Source organism: Micromonospora sp. WMMD961, from assembly GCF_029626145.1.
Classification (GTDB): domain Bacteria; phylum Actinomycetota; class Actinomycetes; order Mycobacteriales; family Micromonosporaceae; genus Micromonospora.
On record NZ_JARUBJ010000002.1, the window covers coordinates 6,740,845 to 6,757,568 of the forward strand.

A 16,724-nucleotide genomic window follows, 5' to 3' on the forward strand; every position below is an offset into this window, starting at 1 on the left:
CGATCGTAGGGGCATTGTTAACCTGGCTACCACACAGATCGGGACGAACCCCCCGCACTTCCGAAATTGTTCACCCCTGCGTCTGGCGTCGTTCACCGTGGTTCATCCGGGGTCCGTCCGCGCGCCCTACCGTTGGCGTCGCACCTGCTCTACCCCCTGCGCCGGCACCCGTCGGCGGCGACCGACCACAGGACGTGATGATGCGCGACGAGTTCCGGGCCGACCTCCAGATCGTCAGCCAACTGCTGGTGGACATGGCGGAGGGCGTCCGCGCCGCCATGCGCCAGGCCACCCGGGCCCTGCTCACCGCCGACCGGCAGTCCGCCGAGACGGTCATCGAGCGGGACGCCGAGATCGACGACCTCTACCGGCACGTCGAGGAGCGGGTCTGTGACCTGCTCGCCCGACAGGCGCCGGTCGCCTCCGACCTCCGGGCGATGATCACCGCGCTGCACGTGGCCGCTGATCTGGAGCGGATGGGCGACCTGGCCGAGCACGTGGCGAAGACGGCCCTGCGCCGGCACCCCTCCCCCGCCGTCCCGGCCGAGCTGCGGGCGGTCTTCACCGAGATGTCCGAGATCGCCGACCGGATGGCGGTGAAGATTGGCTCGGTGCTGGCAAAGCCCGACGCCGACCTCGCCCGCCAACTGGACGGCGACGACGACGCCATGGACGAGCTGCACAAGAACTTGTTCGCGGTGCTGCTCGGTGACGACTGGCCGTACGGGGTGGAGACCGCGATCGACGCCACCCTGCTGGGTCGTTTCTACGAGCGCTTCGCCGACCACGCGGTCAACGCGGGCGAGCACGTGGTCTACCTGATAACCGGCGAGAGCAGCCCCACCACCAACTGAGATGCAAGGAAGGGCCCCTTGTTATCGAAAAAGCGATAACAAGGGGCCCTTCCTTGCATCTCAGCGACCCTGGTTGGCCACCGCGGCGGCGGCTGCCTTCGCAGCGGTCGGGTCGAGGTAGGTGCCGCCCAGGGTGAGCGGGCGCAGTTGCGGGTCGAGGTCGTAGCGCAGCGGGATGCCGGTCGGGATGTTCAGCTTGGCGATCGCCTCGTCGGAGATCTGGTCGAGGTGCTTGACCAGAGCGCGCAGCGAGTTGCCGTGCGCGGCGACCAGCACCGTCCGGCCGGCCAGGATGTCCGGCACGATCGAGTCGTACCAGTAGGGCAGCATCCGCTCGACGACGTCCTTGAGGCACTCGGTGCGCGGCATCAGCTCGGTCGGCAGTAGCGCGTAGCGCGGGTCGCCCACCTGCGACCACTCGTCGTTGTCGTCGATCGGCGGCGGCGGCGTGTCGTACGAACGGCGCCAGAGCATGAACTGCTCCTCGCCGTACTCGTCAAGGGTCTGCTTCTTGTTCTTGCCCTGCAGGGCGCCGTAGTGCCGCTCGTTGAGCCGCCACGACCGGCGCACCGCGATCCAGTGTCGGTCGGCGGCGTTGAGCGCCAGTTCGGCGGTGCGGATCGCGCGGCGCATCACGCTGGTGTGCACGACGTCCGGCAGCAGGCTGTGCTCGCGCAGCAGTTCGCCGCCGCGCCGCGCCTCACCCTCGCCCTTCTCGGTCAGGTCGACGTCCACCCAGCCGGTGAAGAGATTCTTGGCATTCCAGTCGCTCTCACCGTGTCGCAGCAGGACCAGCGTCCCGACGGTGGGCCCTTCGCTCGCAGTCATGCGGATCATCCTGCCTCAACCACCGCCCGGACACGCGGGCACCCGTCGTGACGACCACCACGTGAAAAAGCGGGTGACCCGCGGCTCGGCCCGCCACTAGGGTTGTAAGGCACGCCACTCAGATCGGTCATTACATGCAAGCGGGGCGCCAGATGCGGACGATGCGGAGTTGGTTCCGGGACACCACCGGCGGCCTACCGACCACCTTCTGGTACCTGTGGTCCGGGACCCTGATCAACCGACTCGGCTCGTTCGTCCTCGTCTTCCTCGCCATCTACCTGACCCAGGAACGCGGCTTCTCCGCCTCCCAGGCCGGGCTGGTGATCGGTCTGTGGGGCGTCGGCGGCGCGTTCGGCACCACCGCGGGCGGCACTCTCGCCGACCGGTGGGGCCGGCGGCCGACACTGCTCACCGCATACGTGGGCGCCGCCACCATGATGCTCGGGCTCGGGCTGGCCCGGGACCTCTGGGCGGTGGCGCTGGGCGCTCTGCTGCTCGGCATGTTCGCCGAGGCGGCCCGACCAGCGTTCGGCGCGATGATGATCGACGTGGTGCCGGCGAAGGACCGACTACGCGCGTTCTCGCTCAACTACTGGGCCATCAACCTGGGCTTCGCCTGCGCCGCCGTGCTCGCCGGTCTCGCCGCGCAGGCGGACTACCTGCTGCTGTTCGTGGTCGACGCCGGCACCATGCTGATCACCGCGCTGATCATCTTCGTCAGGGTGCCGGAGACCCGGCAGGCCGGCGCTCCCACCGCCAGCGCGGCGAAGGTGTCGCGCGGCGCCCTGCGCACGATCCTCACCGATCGCGTCTACCTCGGCTTCGTGGCACTCAACCTGTTCGCCGCGCTGGTCTTCCTCCAGCACATCTCGATGCTGCCGATCGCGATGGGCGACGACGGCCTGAGCCCGGCCACCTACGGCTCGGTCATCGCGCTCAACGGCATCCTCATCGTGGTCGGCCAACTCTTCGTGCCCCGACTGATCCGGGGTCGAAGCCGCTCACACGTGCTGGCACTGGCGTCCGTGGTGATGGGCGTCGGGTTCGGGCTGACCGCGTTCGCCGGCACCGCCTGGTTCTACGGGCTGACCGTGCTGATCTGGACAGTCGGCGAGATGCTGAACTCACCGTCCAACTCCACGCTGATCGCGGAGTTGTCCCCGGCCGACCTGCGCGGTCGCTACCAGGGCGTCTTCTCACTCTCCTGGCAGATCGCCGGTGCCAGCGCGCCGATCCTCGGTGGCCTGGTTCGCGAGCACGCCGGCAACGACACGCTCTGGTACGGCTGCGCCGCGCTCGGCGCCCTGACCGCCGTAGCCCACCTGGTGTCCGGGCCGGCCCGGGAGCGGCGCGCCGCCGAACTGCGCCGTTCCGGCGAGGCGCTGGCGCCGGTCACCGCCGACCGGGGGACCCAGCCCGCCGAGGCCGTCGCCTGACGACACGCCCGAAGATCAGACCTGGACTGGCGCGACGCGGCTCGAGTTTCTACCGTGCAGAGGAAACAGTTAAGGAACTGAACTGTCGGGAGGACGGTTGCACGCCGTGCGGCGCTGGTGGCTCGACACCGCGGGCGGGCTCCCCGCCACCTTCTGGTACCTCTGGATCGGCCTACTGATCAACCGGGCCGGCGCCTTCGCCATGTTGTTCCTCTCGCTCTACCTCACCGACATACGCGGAGCGAGCGTCGGGCTCGCCGGCACCGTCGTCGGCCTGTACGGGGCCGGCGGCGCTGCGGGTGTGCTGCTCGGCGGGGTGCTGGCCGACCGGTGGGGCCGACGGGCGACCCTGCTCGCCGCGCACCTGGCGACGGCCGCTCTGATGGTGGCGCTCGCCTTCAGCCAGCCCCTCCTCCTCATCGCGGCGCTCGCCGCGCTGGTCGGCGTGGTCCACTCGATGCCAAGCCCGGCTTTCGTCGCGGCGATCGTCGACGTGGTGCCCGCCGAGCGCCGCTCGCGCGCATTCAACCTCCAGTTCTGGGCGTTCAACCTGGGCATGGCGGTCGCCTCGTTGCTCGCCGGGGTGCTGGCCGAGGCGAGCTTCACCGCGCTGTTCCTGGTCGACGCCGCCGCCACGCTGACCGCCGCCGCCGTGATCGGCTGGAAGGTTCCGGAGACCCTGCGGCCGGCCACGTCGACGGTCGACCAGCCGCCAGCCGCCCGTCCGACACCAAGGTCCGTCCGGACCCGCCGGCCAGGACTGCACACCGCCCTCACCGACCGCACCTTCCTGGTCTTCGTCGGGCTCACCTTCGTGCTGGCCGTGCTCACCATGCAAACCTCGACGATCATGCCGCTGGCCATGCGCGCGGACGGCCTGGGCCCATCGGCGTACGGACTGGTGGTGGCGCTCGGCGGCGCGCTGATCGTGATCGGGCAACTGTTCGTACCCCGGCTGATCGACCGACACCGCAAGGACGTCGTGCTGGCCGCCTCCACCGCACTGCTCGCGCTCGGCTTCGGAGTGCTCGCCGTCGCCGACGAGCTGGCCGTCTACCTGGGCGCCGCAGTGGTCTGGACGGTGGGCTCGATGATCGCCGCCCCGCCCAACGCGCAGATCAACGCCGACCTGGCGCCGCCGCAACTGCGGGCGCGCTACCAGTCGGTCTTCTACCTGACGTTCCCGGCCGCCGCATTCGTCGCCCCCACGCTCGGCGGGGTGAGCCTGCAACACCTCGGCGACCGGCACTGGCTGATCGTGGGTGGGTTGGGTCTGCTGGCCGCGCTCGGACATCTGCTGGCCGGACCACCCCGGGAACGGCACGTCGCCGCACTGCGGAAGACTGGAGAAACGCCGAAACCGGCGGACCGGGTGGCGGCGTCGTAATTGCCGTTCGAAAACGCAAAGCGCCCACCACTACCCAAAGGTTGTGGTGGGCGCCCGCCGGTGGGGCCGGCGGCGGCGGGCAACACTCACCCCCGTAAGCATCGCCCGCTCACGCCGCCGGTCCAAACAGGTGGCCACCGTCCCCCAACGGCTAATCCACCCGTCCCCTCGCGTCTCGCCTGGTGCACGGATCTGATCGATCCGCCGCTCCCCCGAACGTTTCCAAGCGTGACGCGGCGCAATAAAGCTAGTTCGCCCGGATTCTGGATTCAACCCAGAACGGCTGTCTCGCCGGTCACAACTGACGAGTATCCGCTGCTCCGGCATCGGTCATTGGCAACAGCGGCGTACCCGTCAGCCATTCCCGCAAACACCTCAACCGTCTTCCCGATCGGGTGACTCGGTCCGGAAGAAGTTGCTCGGCCGACCGTCCCTCAACTGTTCCTGATAAATCAGGTTCAGCCGACGCAGGTCGAAGGTGTAGAACCACTCATCCCAGGTGATCTCGCGGATTCGGCTGCTTTCCCGGTATCCGGGGATGTTGAAGGTCAACACACCCGCCCGACCATCCCGCTCGGTGCCGGCGATGGTCGCCGGCCTGGCCCCTCGGTCCCGGGCCCACCGCTGGATCACCTCGTGATTCGCGGTGATCAGGCTCCGCCCGGGCCGCTCCGGCCGATCCATGGTCGACGAGATCACCTGCGAGCTACGGACCGACCGCCCGGTCCCCCGTCCGGTCCTGATCCCGCCGGCCGCCGCCGACCGCGACGCGGTGCGCGAGGCGGGTGCCGCACGCTTCGCCGCCGGCCGGGCCGGCGCCTTCTTAGCCGCCGCCTTCTTGGCCGGCGCCTTCTTGGCCGACGCCTTCTTGGCCGGCGCCTTCTTAGCCGCCGCCTTCTTGGCCGGCGCCTTCTTGGCCACCGCCTTCCGTGCGGATGCCGCCTTCCGTGCGGACGCCGTACGGGCTGTCGCTGTCTTGCGCGCGGCCGTCGACCTGCTCGCCGCCGTCTTCCGCGCGGCCGTCGACTTGCTCGCCGCTGTCGTCTTCTTCGCGGGAGCTGTCCGACGCGCCCCCGTGGTCGACGCCCGCACGGATGTCGTCTTCTTCGCGGCGGCCCGCTTGGCGGGAGCACTCTTGTTCGCCGGTGCGGCCTTCGCGCGACTCGGTGCCGCCCTCGACGCCGACTTCTTCGTCGCGGCGGCCCGACCGGCCGACGCCCTGGTGCCGGTGGCCCGACCAGCCGGTCCAGTGCTACGCCGGGCCGCACCAGAGGCACCGGACCGCAGCGAGCGGACCAACTGTTTCACCAACTCGGGCTTGCGCAGCGCGGAGATCCCGGAGACCCCGCGTTTGCGTAGTTGGCCGCGGATGTCGTCCACCCGCATCCGGGAAATCTCCGACTCGGAGACTCCCGGGGTACCCGGCGTCTGGTTGCCAGCCTGCCGTTTCGTCCTGGTCGCAGTCCCGCCGCGACCTGAGCTGTTCCGCTGAGCCATGGGACGCTCCGCTCCTCGACACTCCGTCCTCGGCGCGCGGGGGTCCCTTGCCGCACCGCGCGGTGCGGCATACCCGTCAGGAGCAGTCCGAACCTCAGTCGGCTCGCCATGATCGTGCCGCAACCAGGATCGAGTGGCATCGGCGCGTCCGTGAGGCCACTACTTCCTGGTTCGAGCGTGATCAGGGCGAGGCGCGCGCCGGGTCGGAGGACGCGGAGGCACCGCAGTGCGGTCAGGCCGGTTCCGGGCCGGAGCCGGAGGGCTCGAAGAGGTGGGTGAACGCGGCCAGGTTGGCGGTCGACTCGCCGCGCTTGACCCGCCACTCGTACTCCCGCCGGATCGAGCTGCCGAAGCCGATCTCCAGCATCGTGTCGAACGACTCGTCGGCGTACGTGAGCACCGACCCGAGTAGCCGGTCCAACTCGTCGGCGTCCACGCCGGCCGGGTTGACCCGCCCGGTCAGGTAGACGTCGCCGACGGCGTCGGTGGAGAAGGAGACGCCGTACATCCGCGCGTTGCGCTGCAACAGCCAGGCCCACAGCTCCTCGCGCCGCTCGTCGGGCTGGCGCATCACGAACGCCTCGATCCGCAGCGCGTGCTCACCGACGATCAGGTTGCAGACCGTCTTGAGCTTGTGGGTGCCCGGCAGGGTCACCGCGTACGAGTCGGGGCCGGTCGACTCCCAGGCCAGGTCCCGCTCGGCGCAGACCGCCTCGATCAGGGTCGCAAGATCGCTCTTCGGGCTCACCGGACCCACTCTACGACCGACCTGGCCGGCGCACCGGTTGGCGGCCAGCGCCCCGGGCTCACCAGGAGCAGGACAGCGCGGGATCACACGCCAGGTCAGCCGCGAGCCGAGCACGGTGCGCGGCGATGGCCTCGCCGTACACACCGAGCAGACCGGCGACCGTGCGGTCCCAGGAGAAGTGCCGGGCGTGCTGCTCGGCACCCTGGGCCAGCGTTGCCCGGCGTGCCCGATCCGGCAGCAGGTGGCCCAGCGCACGGGCCCAGTCGACCGGGTCGTGGCCGTCGATCAGTACGCCGCTGACCTGATCCCGCACGGCGGTGACCAGTCCTCCGACGGCGGCGGCCAGCACCGGCGTACCGCAGGCCTGCGCCTCCAGGGCGACCAGCCCGAACGATTCGTTGTGCGACGGCACCGCGACCAGGTCGGCCGCCCGGTACAGCGCCGGCAGGTCGTCCCCGGTGAGCGGCGGCAGGAACCGCACCCCGTCGGCGACCCCGAGCGTGGCGGCCAGCTCGATCAGCGCCGTGGGCCGGTCCAGCCCACTTCCGCTGGGTCCGCCGCAGATCACCACTGTCACCTGGTCGGCAAGTGCCGGGTCGCGCTCCCGCAGGGCGGCAACCGCGCGGATCAACACGTCGGGGGCTTTGAGCGGCTGGATCCGACCGACGAAGGCGACCACGTACCCGTCGGCCGGCAGCCCCAGCCGGCGGCGAGCCTTGCGGTCAGCCGCGGACCGGTCGCCCGGCGCGGGCCGGAACCGGTCCAGGTCGACTCCCGGTTGCACGACGGACACCCGGGTCGGGTCGGCGTCGTAGCGGGCGAGGAGGTCGGTGGCCTCGACCCGGGTGTTGGCGACCAGCCGGTCCGCCTCGGCGACGACCTGCTCCTCGCCGATCACGCGGGCCTTCGGCTCCGGCCGGTCACCGGCCGCGAGCTGGGCGTTCTTGACCTTGGCGAGGGTGTGCGCGGTGTGCACCAGCGGCACACCCCAGCGCTCCTTGGCCAGCCAGCCGACCTGGCCGGACAGCCAGTAGTGCGAGTGGATCAGGTCGTAGTGCCCGGGCGGGCGCGACGCCTCGGCGCGCAGCACCCCGGCGGTGAAGGCGCAGAGCTGCCCGGGTAGCTCCTCCTTGGTGAGGCCCTCCAGCGGGCCGGAGGTGATGTGCCGGACCTGCACGCCGGGTGCCATCTCGACCACCGGGGGAAGGTCGCCGGAGGTGGCCCGGGTGAAGATTTCCACCTCGACATTGGCCTCGGCGAGTCGCCGGGCGACTTCGAGGATGTAGACGTTCATTCCACCGGCGTCGCCCGTGCCGGGCTGGTGCAGGGGGGAGGTGTGCACCGAGAGGGTGGCGATGCGGCGAGGCCGGGGCCACGGTCGGGCACCTCGCTGACGCCCGACACCGGTGTGCATTTCCGCCACATCCGCTCCTTCGTCACGGTTGATGCCGTCTCGCACGACCGGCGCTTCTCGGTCAACCTGTACGCCGGATGTCATCTTCCCCATCGGGCTTCGGAAATTCCCCAGCGCGGCCCCCGCGCGTGACGGACCTCATCACCGGACGCGGCCGGTGGCTCCCCTGCGGCCGGTCGGATCGGGTCGGACGGTCGGGGGGACAATGCCGGGATGACCTCTGTCGCCATCGTCACCGGAGCGTCCAGCGGAATCGGCGCGGCCACTGCCCGCCGGCTCGCCGCCGAGGGCTTCCACGTGCTCGCCGCCGCCCGCCGAGCCGATCGGCTCGCCGACCTGGTCGCCGAGATCACCGCCGCCGGCGGGCAGGCCACCGCCGTGACCTGCGACATCACCTCGGACGAATCGGTGGCCGCGTTGGCCGAGGCCGCCGCCCAGGCACCGGGGCCGGTCACCCTGCTGGTCAACAACGCCGGCGGGGCGCGCGGACTGGACCCGGTGGAGTCCGGCTCGGTCGCCGACTGGCAGTGGATGTACGACGTGAACGTGCTCGGCACGCTGCGGGTCACCCAGGCGCTGCTGCCCGCGCTCGAGGCGTCCGGTTCGGGCACCATCGTGGTGGTCTCCTCCACCGCCGGCCTGACCGTCTACGAGGGCGGGGGCGGCTACACGGCGGCGAAGCACGCGCAGACCGCCATCGCCGGCACGCTCCGCCTGGAGTTGTGCGGCCGGCCGCTGCGGGTGATCGAGATCGACCCGGGCATGGTGAAGACCGACGAGTTCGGGTTGGTCCGCTTCGAGGGCGACGCGGAGCGGGCGGCCGCCGTCTACGCCGGGGTGCCGGGGCCGCTGGTCGCCGAGGACGTCGCCGACTGCATCGCCTGGTGCGCCACCCGCCCGGAGCACGTGAACGTCGACCGGCTGGTGGTCCGGCCGCGGGCGCAGGCCGCCCAGCACAAGGTCCACCGGGTCTCCTGACTCGGGGCCGGGCGCATGAGCGGGGCTCCACGACGCCGACCCCTGGGGGTGGTCACCCGGGGCACGACCAACCCGAACCGGCTCCGCCGGGTGGACAACTGGATCGTCGCCACCTGCGCCGACCGGCTGTCGGCGGCGGCCGACCCCCTGGTGGTCGACCTGGGCTACGGCGCCACGCCGGTCACCGCTGTGGAACTGCGCGCTCGGCTGGCGGCGGGGGTTCGTCCGGACGTACGGCTGGTCGGGTTGGAGATCGATCCGGCCCGGGTGGCCGCGGCGGCGCCGGCCGCCGACCCACCCGGCCTGACGTTCGCCCGAGGTGGGTTCGAGCTGGCCGGGCTCCGGCCGGTGCTGGTCCGCGCGTTCAACGTGCTGCGGCAGTACGACGAGAGCGAGGTGCCGGCCGCCTGGCGAACGATGACCGGCGCGCTCGCCCCGGGCGGCGCGCTCGTCGAGGGCACGTGCGACGAGTTGGGCCGCCTCGCCAGCTGGCTGCTGATCGACGCCGACGGTCCCCGGACGCTTACCCTTGCCGCGAAGCTCACCACGCTGGGCAGCCCGGCGGAGCTGGCCGAGCGGCTACCGAAGGCGCTGATCCACCGCAACGTGCCGGGCGAGCCGGTGCACGACCTGATCCGCGCTCTGGACGACGCCTGGCAGGCCGCCGCCCCGTACGCCACCTTCGGCCCCCGCCAACGCTGGTTGAGAGCTGTGGGCCGCCTCCGCGAGACCGGCTGGCCGATCCTGAACGGCCCCGCCCGCTGGCGCAAGGGCGAGCTAACCCTCCCGTGGCCCCCGGCCCCGCTCCCGTCGATCATGGAATAGTGGTGGCCGTTTTCACCCCGGCAGCACTGTTTGTCCCCACCACAACTCCATGATCGGCCGGGTTGAGGGGGTGGGGCTTAGAGGGTGCAGTTGACGAGGACCGGTTCGGGGTGGAGGGTCACGCCGAAGCGGGCGTGGACCTCGTCGCGGATGCTGCGGGCCAGGGCCAGCAGGTCGGCGGTTCGGGCGGTGCCGCTGCGGTTGGTGAGCGCGAGGGTGTGCTTGCTGGAGATGGCCGTGCCACCCGGCCCGGGGTGCCCCTTCGTGAAGCCGGCCTTGTCGATCAGCCAGGCCGCGCTGACCTTGACCATGCCGTCGGCTCCGGGCCAGGCGGGCGGGTCGCCCAGTCCGGCGACGCGCTCCAGAAGCAGCTCGTACGTTGCCCCGTCGAGCACCGGATTGGTGAAGAAGGAGCCGACCGAGCGAGTGTCCGGGTCGGTGGCGTCGAGCACCATGCCCTTGCCGGCCCGCAGCCGCAGCACCGCCGCTCGGGCGTCCGCCAGCGGCACCTGGTCGCCGACCTCGACACCGAGGGCCCTGGCCAGCTCGGCGTAGCGCACCGGCCCGGAGAGCGGGGCCCGGGTGAGCCGGAAGTCGACAGAGAGCACCACCCAGCGGTCGCCGTACTTGAAGATGCTGCCCCGGTAGGCGAACCCGCAGTCGGCGGCGGGGATGGTCCGGCGGGTGCCGTCGACCCGGTCGTACACCTCGACTCCGGTGATCGTCTCGGCGACCTCCTGGCCGTACGCGCCGACGTTCTGGATCGGGGTGGCGCCGGTCGAGCCGGGGATGCCGGAGAGGCATTCCAGGCCGGCCCAGCCGTTGGTGACGGTGGCGGCGACCAGGTCGTCCCACGGCTCGCCGGCGTCGACCCGTACGGTGACCGTCTCGGCGTCCTCAGCGACGACGCGGAGGCCACGGGAGCGCACCAGGACGACGGTGCCGGAAAAGCCCGCGTCGCCGATCACCACGTTGCTGCCGCCGGCCAGGATCAGGACCGGTTCGTCAGCGGCCTGGACCGCCCGGATGATCTCTTCGGCACTGCTGGCGGCCACGATGTGGGCGGCCGTCCCGCCCGTGCCTAGAGTCGTGTAGCTGGCCAGTGGACCAGGGATGGCACGATCGGCTGCGGTTGTCGGCTGGGCGGAGGCGTCTGGCACGCCCTTCACCTTAGGCTGACTGATAGCCGTGGCACCCACTGGTCGCCCGGCACCCCCGGGAGGATGGCGATGAGCAGACTGCAGGGCAGCAAGGATTTTTGGATCGGAGCGCTCCGGGCGGAGGGTCCGGCTTTCGCGGCGGCGGTCGCCGAGGCACCGCCGGAGACGCCGGTGCTGTCCTGTCCGGGCTGGACGGTCAACGACGTCACACTGCACCTCGCTGGCATCTACCAGTGGGTGTCGTCGTTCGCCGGCTCCGGCTCGACCACCCAGCCGGCCCGCCGGGTCCCGCTCGAGGCGGAGGCGGGCATGAGCCCACTCCAGCTTTGGCAGCAGGGGTACGACCGGCTGCTGACCGTGTTCGACGGGCTGGACCCGGAGGCGCCGGCGTGGAACTGGGCGCCGCAGCCGAAGAAGGCCAGCTTCTGGCCACGTCGGATGGCACACGAGACCGCGGTGCACCGGTGGGACGCCCAGCTCGCCATCGGAGCGGGCGACCCGGTCGAGGCGAAGCTCGCGGCCGACGGGGTGAGTGAGGTTCTGGACACCTGGCTGCCCGCCGGCCGGCGGCAGGTGCCGGGTGACTGGCACGGTGTGGTGCAGCTTTCCGCTACCGACGCGGCGCAGGAGTGGTATCTACGGCTCCGTGGCGAGGGGGTGGCCCTGCTCGACACGGCGACCATCTTCGACCACGACGACCACCACGCCCGTGCGCAGGTCAGCGGCACCGCCAGCGACCTGTTGCTGGCTCTCTGGGGTCGGGTGAGCTTCGAGACGCTGGACGTGGCCGGCGACCGTCACCTGCTGGACGGACTGCGTACCGGCTGACCGGACCTGCCGCGCCGAGGGCGTCACCCGTTGACGGGTGACGCCCTCGAGTACGTCGTGGGTCACGTCGACGTATCGAAGAGAGCGCTCTCTTGACAGCAGATGGACTGCCTACCACAGTGTCGTGAGAGCGCTCTCTTGCCCATCGATCACCACCGACCACCTTGAGAGAGGTCGAAGCCCATGGCTGTCTTCCCGCGCCGCCGCCTCGCCGCGGTGGCCCTCGCCGCGACCACCGCCCTGCTCGTCACCGCCGGCTGCGGTGGCGGTGACGAAGAGGGCGGGGACGGACCGGTCACCCTCACCGTCGACGTCTTCGGTCAGTTCGGCTACGAGCAGCTCTATCAGGAGTACATGGCCGCGAACCCGGACGTGAAGATCGTCGAGCGGGGCACCGGCACCAACCTCGACGAGTACTCGCCGAAGCTGACCCAGTGGCTCGCCGCCGGCCGGGGGGCCGGCGACGTGGTGGCCATCGAGGAGGGCCTGCTGGTCGAGTACAAGGCGAACCCCGGCAACTTCGTCAACCTGCTCGACCACGGCGCCGCCGACCTCAAGGGCAACTTCCTCGAATGGAAGTGGAACGCCGGGCTGACCGCCGACGGCAAGCAGCTCATCGGCCTCGGCACCGACGTCGGCGGCATCGCCATGTGCTACCGCAAGGACCTCTTCGAGAAGGCCGGCCTGCCCACCGAGCGGGACGCCGTCTCCCAGCTCTGGCCGACCTGGCAGGACTACATCGCCACCGGCGAGAAGTTCGTCGCCGCGAAGACCGGCGCGTCCTTCCTCGACGCGGCCACCAACACCTTCAACACCATCCTGCTCCAGAACGCCGGCAACACCAGCGGCTACAGCTACTACGACACCAGCGAGAAGCTGGTCGTGGACAGCAACCCGGCGGTACGGCAGGCGTGGGACACCACGATGGACATCATCGACTCCGGACTCTCCGGCAAGTACGGCTCCTGGTCCGAGGAGTGGGTGTCCGCCTTCAAGCAGTCGAAGTTCGCCACCATCACCTGCCCGGCCTGGATGACCGGCGTCATCGAGGCGAACGCCGGCCCGACCGCCAAGGGCAAGTGGGACATCGCCCGGGTGCCCGGCAGCGGCGGCAACTGGGGTGGCTCGCACCTCGCCGTGCCGAAGCAGAGCAAGCACCAGGCCGAGGCGATCGAACTGGCGAAGTTCCTGACCAGCGCCAAGGGTCAGATCGGCGCGTTCAAGGCCAAGGGGCCACTGCCCTCCTCGCCGCAGGCGCTCGACGACCCGGCGATCACCGGCGCGAAGAACGCGTACTTCTCCGAGGCACCCGTCGGCACCATCTTCGGCAGCGGCGCGAAGAGCCTCAAGCCGGTGTACATGGGCCCGAAGAACCAGGCCGTGCGCACCGAAGTGGAGAACGCCGTACGGACCGTGGAGCTGGGCCAGCGTGACCCCGGTCAGGGCTGGACGGACGCGGTGGACAACGCCAAGAAGGCCGCCGCCAAGTAGCCCGAGCGTGCGGGCGGGCCCTGGGAGCCGGGGTCCCGCCCGCGCGACGAAAGGAGTTCTCGGGCATGGCCGTCCAGCTCGACGCCCGTCCACCGGTCACACCGGCATCCGACGACCGCCGCCGATCCTCGGGTCGGCTCAGCCGGTTCGACACCCGCTTCTCGCCGTACCTCTACATCGCCCCGTTCTTCCTGATCTTCGGCGTCTTCGGGGCGTACCCGCTGGCGTACACCTTCTGGGTGTCGCTGCACGACTGGGACCTGCTCGGCACCGACCACCCGTTCGTCGGCGCGGAGAACTACACCCGGCTGCTCGCCGACACCGACTTCTGGCACGCGCTGGTCAACACGATGGGCATCTTCGTGATCTCCACGGTGCCGCAGCTGCTCGCCGCGCTCTGGCTGGCCAACCTCCTGAACCGGGGGCTGCGGGCCCGTACCGGCTGGCGGATGGCGGTGCTCGTCCCGAACGTCACCTCCACGGCCGCCGTGGCGATCGTCTTCGGGGTGCTCTTCGGCCGCGAGTTCGGCATGATCAACTGGCTGCTCGACCTGGTCGGGGTGGACGCGATCGAGTGGAAGTCCAATCGGCTCGCCTCCTGGGTGGCGATCTCCGCCATGGTCGACTGGCGGTGGACCGGTTACAACGCGCTGATCCTGCTCGCCGCGATGCAGGCCATCCCCCGCGACCTGTACGAGGCGGCGGCGATCGACGGCGCCAGCCGCGCCCGGCAGTTCTGGTCGGTCACCGTGCCGCTGCTCAAACCGACGATCATCTTCTGCGCCATCATCGCCACCATCGGCGGGTTGCAGCTCTTCACCGAACCCCGGATGTTCAACTCCGGCACCAACCCGATCCGCGGCGGGCCACTGCGCGAGTCGCAGACGCTGACCATGTACATGTTCGAGAACGCCTTCGCCCCGCACTACAACTTCGGGTACGGCTCGGCCGTGGCCTGGCTGCTCTTCGCGCTCATCGCGATCGTCGCGGCGGTCAACGTGCTGATCCTGCGCCGGCTCGGCGGCGGAGCGCGCCCCAGCGCCCGGAAGGGATCCACCCGATGAGCCGGCTCTGGCGGGCCACCCCGCTCACCTACCTGGCCCTGGTGTTCGCCGCCGCCCTGTCGATCTTCCCGATCTGGTGGATGTTCGTCGTCGCCAGCCGCAGCAACGACGCGATGGGCCAACTGCCACCGCCGGTCACCCCCGGCGGCAACCTGGGCGCGAACATCGCCCGACTGTTCGACAACACCGACGCGTACTTCCTCACCGGTCTGATCAACTCGGCGATCGTCGCGACCACGGTGACCGTCTCCGTGGTGTTCTTCTCCAGCCTGGCCGGGTTCGCCTTCGCCAAGCTGAGGTTCCGGGGTCGCAACGCCCTGCTGCTGGTGATCATCGCGACCATGATGGTGCCGACGCAGCTCGGCGTGATCCCGCTCTACCTGCTCATGACCAAGCTGCACTGGAACGACAGGCTGCCGGCGGTCATCGTCCCGGTCCTGGTCACCGGGTTCGGGGTGTTCATGATGCGGCAGTACGCCGGCCAGGCCATCAGCGACGAACTGATCGAGGCCGCCCGGATGGACGGCTGCGGCACCGCCCGGATCTGGTGGCACGTGGTGGTTCCCGCGCTGCGTCCGGCCGCCGCCGTGCTCGGCCTGCTCACGTTCATGACCACCTGGAACGACTTCCTGTGGCCGTACGCTGTGCTGAACGATCCGGCGAATCCGACCGTGCAACTCTCCCTGCGGGCGCTGTCGGATGGCTACTACCAGGACATGTCGCAGGTGTTCACCGGGACAGCCATCGCGACGCTGCCCCTGCTGTTGGTGTTCGTGTTGTTCGGCCGGCAGATCATCGGCGGGATCATGGAAGGTGCGGTCAAGGCGTGAACGAACTCCGTTTCCCCGACAATTTCCTCTGGGGTGCGGCCACCGCCGCCTACCAGATCGAGGGCGCGGCCCGCGACGACGGTCGCGGTCCGTCCATCTGGGACACCTTCAGCCGTACGCCGGGCAAGGTCTACCAGGGCCACACCGGCGACGTCGCCTGCGACCACTACCACCGGTACGCCGACGACGTGGCGCTGATGGCCGAGCTGGGGCTGCGGGCGTACCGTTTCTCGGTCGCCTGGCCCCGGATCCAACCGGACGGCACCGGCCCGGCCAACCCGCGCGGGCTGGACTTCTACGACCGGCTCACGGACGCGCTGCTCGACCGGGGAATCGACCCGATCGTCACCCTCTACCACTGGGACCTGCCCCAGGCCCTCGGTGACCGGGGCGGCTGGACCAACCGGGACACCGCCGAGCACTTTGCCACCTACGCCACGGCCGTGTACGCCCGCCTCGGCGACCGGATCGACACGTGGACCACCCTCAACGAGCCGTGGTGCTCGGCCTACCTCGGCTACGCCAACGGAATACACGCCCCCGGCGAGCAGGACCCGGGGGCGGCCTTCACCGCCGTACACCATCTGCTGCTCGGGCACGGCCTGGCGGCGCGGGCGTTGCGGGCGGCCGGCGCGCGCGGCGTCGGCATCACCCTCAACCCGGCCGACGTACGCCCGGCCGACCCGGAGAGCGCGGCGGACGCCGCCGCGGTCCGCGTGGTCGACGGCCTGCACAACCGGATCTTCCTCGACCCGCTGCTGGCCGGCGGCTACCCGGACGACGTTCGCGAGCACGTGGCCCGGATCGTCGAACCGACCTTCATCCGCGACGGTGACGAGAAGCTGATCGCCGCCCCGATCGACCTGCTCGGGATCAACTACTACGCGCCCGGTTACGTGGCAGGTCGACCCGACGGTGCCGGCAACGGCGCGTACCCGGGCACCGAGGGCGCGGTGCACTTCGTGCCGCCGACCGGGCCACTGACCGACATGGGCTGGATGATCGAGCCGGCCGGGTTGACCCGGCTGCTGGAACGGATCGCCACCGACTACCCCGGGGTACCGCTGCTGATCACCGAGAACGGTGGGGCGTTTCCCGACAAGCCCGGCGCCGACTCGCCCGACGGGCCAGGCCAGGTGATCGACACCGACCGCATCGCCTACCTCGACGGGCACCTGCGTGCGGCGCACGAGGCGATCTCCCGGGGCGTGGACCTGCGCGGTTATCTCGTATGGTCATTACTGGACAACTTCGAGTGGGCGGAGGGTTACCGCAAGCGGTTCGGGATCGTGCACGTCGACTACCTGACCCAGCGGCGCACACCGAAGGCCAGCGCCCGGTGGTACCAGGAGGTGATCTCCCGGAACGGGCTGTGACGAGCGGG

15 protein-coding genes are annotated in these 16,724 nt (G+C 70.6%); 10 read left to right on the forward strand and 5 right to left on the reverse strand.

Annotation, left to right across the window (positions count from 1 at the left end):
- The first annotated feature begins 200 nt into the window (after positions 1-200).
- Positions 201-854, forward strand: a complete 654-nt coding sequence (gene phoU / locus O7614_RS30865) for a phosphate signaling complex protein PhoU (protein ID WP_278141872.1) — start codon at positions 201-203, stop codon at positions 852-854.
- Positions 855-914: 60 nt separating this feature from the next.
- On the opposite strand, the gene O7614_RS30870 is transcribed toward phoU, so the two are convergent.
- Positions 915-1,682 carry a phosphoglyceromutase gene (locus O7614_RS30870; RefSeq protein WP_278141873.1) on the reverse strand — a complete coding sequence of 256 codons (768 nt, stop codon included), beginning with the start codon at positions 1,680-1,682 and terminating at the stop codon, positions 915-917.
- A gap of 134 nt (positions 1,683-1,816) precedes the next feature.
- On the opposite strand from O7614_RS30870, the gene O7614_RS30875 reads away from it, so the two are divergent.
- The gene (locus O7614_RS30875) at positions 1,817-3,118 is read left to right on the forward strand and encodes an MFS transporter (RefSeq protein ID WP_347404386.1); all 1,302 of its coding nucleotides are present in this window, start codon (positions 1,817-1,819) and stop codon (positions 3,116-3,118) included.
- Positions 3,119-3,215: 97 nt separating this feature from the next.
- Complete coding sequence (locus O7614_RS30880) at positions 3,216-4,505, forward strand: MFS transporter (protein ID WP_278141874.1); 1,290 nt, start codon at positions 3,216-3,218, stop codon at positions 4,503-4,505.
- A gap of 375 nt (positions 4,506-4,880) precedes the next feature.
- Here the strand turns inward: O7614_RS30880 and O7614_RS32275 are convergent, their stop codons facing one another.
- The 3 genes from O7614_RS32275 to mshA all read right to left on the reverse strand — a co-directional run bounded on the left by O7614_RS32275 (position 4,881) and on the right by mshA (position 8,278).
- Positions 4,881-5,891 (reverse strand): hypothetical protein, encoded by a 1,011-nt coding sequence (locus O7614_RS32275; RefSeq protein WP_347404387.1) that lies wholly within the window; start codon positions 5,889-5,891, stop codon positions 4,881-4,883.
- 343 nt (positions 5,892-6,234) lie between these two features.
- Positions 6,235-6,750, reverse strand: a complete 516-nt coding sequence (locus O7614_RS30895; protein WP_278141877.1) for a YbjN domain-containing protein — start codon at positions 6,748-6,750, stop codon at positions 6,235-6,237.
- 58 nt (positions 6,751-6,808) lie between these two features.
- Positions 6,809-8,278: a D-inositol-3-phosphate glycosyltransferase gene (gene mshA / locus O7614_RS30900; RefSeq protein ID WP_278142437.1), complete on the reverse strand. Its 1,470-nt coding sequence runs from the start codon at positions 8,276-8,278 to the stop codon at positions 6,809-6,811.
- A 99-nt stretch (positions 8,279-8,377) separates the two neighbouring features.
- Here mshA and O7614_RS30905 point away from each other — a divergent pair, with 99 nt between their 5' ends.
- Together O7614_RS30905 and O7614_RS30910 are read left to right on the forward strand one after the other, a co-directional pair.
- The gene (locus O7614_RS30905; RefSeq protein ID WP_278141879.1) at positions 8,378-9,142 is read left to right on the forward strand and encodes an SDR family oxidoreductase; all 765 of its coding nucleotides are present in this window, start codon (positions 8,378-8,380) and stop codon (positions 9,140-9,142) included.
- 15 nt (positions 9,143-9,157) lie between these two features.
- A complete protein-coding gene (locus tag O7614_RS30910) occupies positions 9,158-9,967 on the forward strand; it encodes a class I SAM-dependent methyltransferase (protein WP_278141880.1) in 810 nt (269 codons plus the stop codon).
- Positions 9,968-10,044: 77 nt separating this feature from the next.
- Here the strand turns inward: O7614_RS30910 and O7614_RS30915 are convergent, their stop codons facing one another.
- Positions 10,045-11,127: a UDP-N-acetylmuramate dehydrogenase gene (locus O7614_RS30915; RefSeq protein WP_278141881.1), complete on the reverse strand. Its 1,083-nt coding sequence runs from the start codon at positions 11,125-11,127 to the stop codon at positions 10,045-10,047.
- Between the two features lie 69 nt (positions 11,128-11,196).
- Here O7614_RS30915 and O7614_RS30920 point away from each other — a divergent pair, with 69 nt between their 5' ends.
- From O7614_RS30920 to O7614_RS30940, 5 genes are all read left to right on the forward strand, one after another.
- On the forward strand, positions 11,197-11,955 hold the full coding sequence (locus O7614_RS30920) for a maleylpyruvate isomerase family mycothiol-dependent enzyme (RefSeq protein ID WP_278141882.1): 759 nt from the start codon (positions 11,197-11,199) through the stop codon (positions 11,953-11,955).
- A gap of 183 nt (positions 11,956-12,138) precedes the next feature.
- A complete protein-coding gene (locus O7614_RS30925) occupies positions 12,139-13,446 on the forward strand; it encodes an extracellular solute-binding protein (protein ID WP_278141884.1) in 1,308 nt (435 codons plus the stop codon).
- 65 nt (positions 13,447-13,511) lie between these two features.
- Entirely contained in the window at positions 13,512-14,510 is a 999-nt protein-coding gene (locus O7614_RS30930) for a sugar ABC transporter permease (RefSeq protein WP_278141885.1), read from the forward strand.
- Positions 14,507-15,340 (forward strand): carbohydrate ABC transporter permease, encoded by an 834-nt coding sequence (locus O7614_RS30935; protein WP_278141886.1) that lies wholly within the window; start codon positions 14,507-14,509, stop codon positions 15,338-15,340. The genes O7614_RS30930 and O7614_RS30935 overlap by 4 nt, the downstream gene beginning before the upstream one ends.
- A complete protein-coding gene (locus O7614_RS30940) occupies positions 15,337-16,716 on the forward strand; it encodes a GH1 family beta-glucosidase (protein WP_278141887.1) in 1,380 nt (459 codons plus the stop codon). The genes O7614_RS30935 and O7614_RS30940 overlap by 4 nt, the downstream gene beginning before the upstream one ends.
- Positions 16,717-16,724: the final 8 nt, after the last annotated feature.

Bases quoted from the DNA above. Each gene is read 5' to 3' on its own strand.
- O7614_RS30870 (WP_278141873.1), bottom strand. From the start codon at position 1,682: ATGACTGCGAGCGAAGGGCCCACCGTCGGGACGCTGGTCCTGCTGCGA.
- O7614_RS30930 (WP_278141885.1), top strand. From the start codon at position 13,512: ATGGCCGTCCAGCTCGACGCCCGTCCACCGGTCACACCGGCATCCGAC.
- O7614_RS30920 (WP_278141882.1), top strand. From the start codon at position 11,197: ATGAGCAGACTGCAGGGCAGCAAGGATTTTTGGATCGGAGCGCTCCGG.
- O7614_RS30875 (WP_347404386.1), top strand. From the start codon at position 1,817: ATGCAAGCGGGGCGCCAGATGCGGACGATGCGGAGTTGGTTCCGGGAC.
- phoU (WP_278141872.1), top strand. From the start codon at position 201: ATGCGCGACGAGTTCCGGGCCGACCTCCAGATCGTCAGCCAACTGCTG.
- O7614_RS30905 (WP_278141879.1), top strand. From the start codon at position 8,378: ATGACCTCTGTCGCCATCGTCACCGGAGCGTCCAGCGGAATCGGCGCG.
- O7614_RS30935 (WP_278141886.1), top strand. From the start codon at position 14,507: ATGAGCCGGCTCTGGCGGGCCACCCCGCTCACCTACCTGGCCCTGGTG.
- O7614_RS30910 (WP_278141880.1), top strand. From the start codon at position 9,158: ATGAGCGGGGCTCCACGACGCCGACCCCTGGGGGTGGTCACCCGGGGC.
- O7614_RS30925 (WP_278141884.1), top strand. From the start codon at position 12,139: ATGGCTGTCTTCCCGCGCCGCCGCCTCGCCGCGGTGGCCCTCGCCGCG.
- O7614_RS32275 (WP_347404387.1), bottom strand. From the start codon at position 5,891: ATGCGGGTGGACGACATCCGCGGCCAACTACGCAAACGCGGGGTCTCC.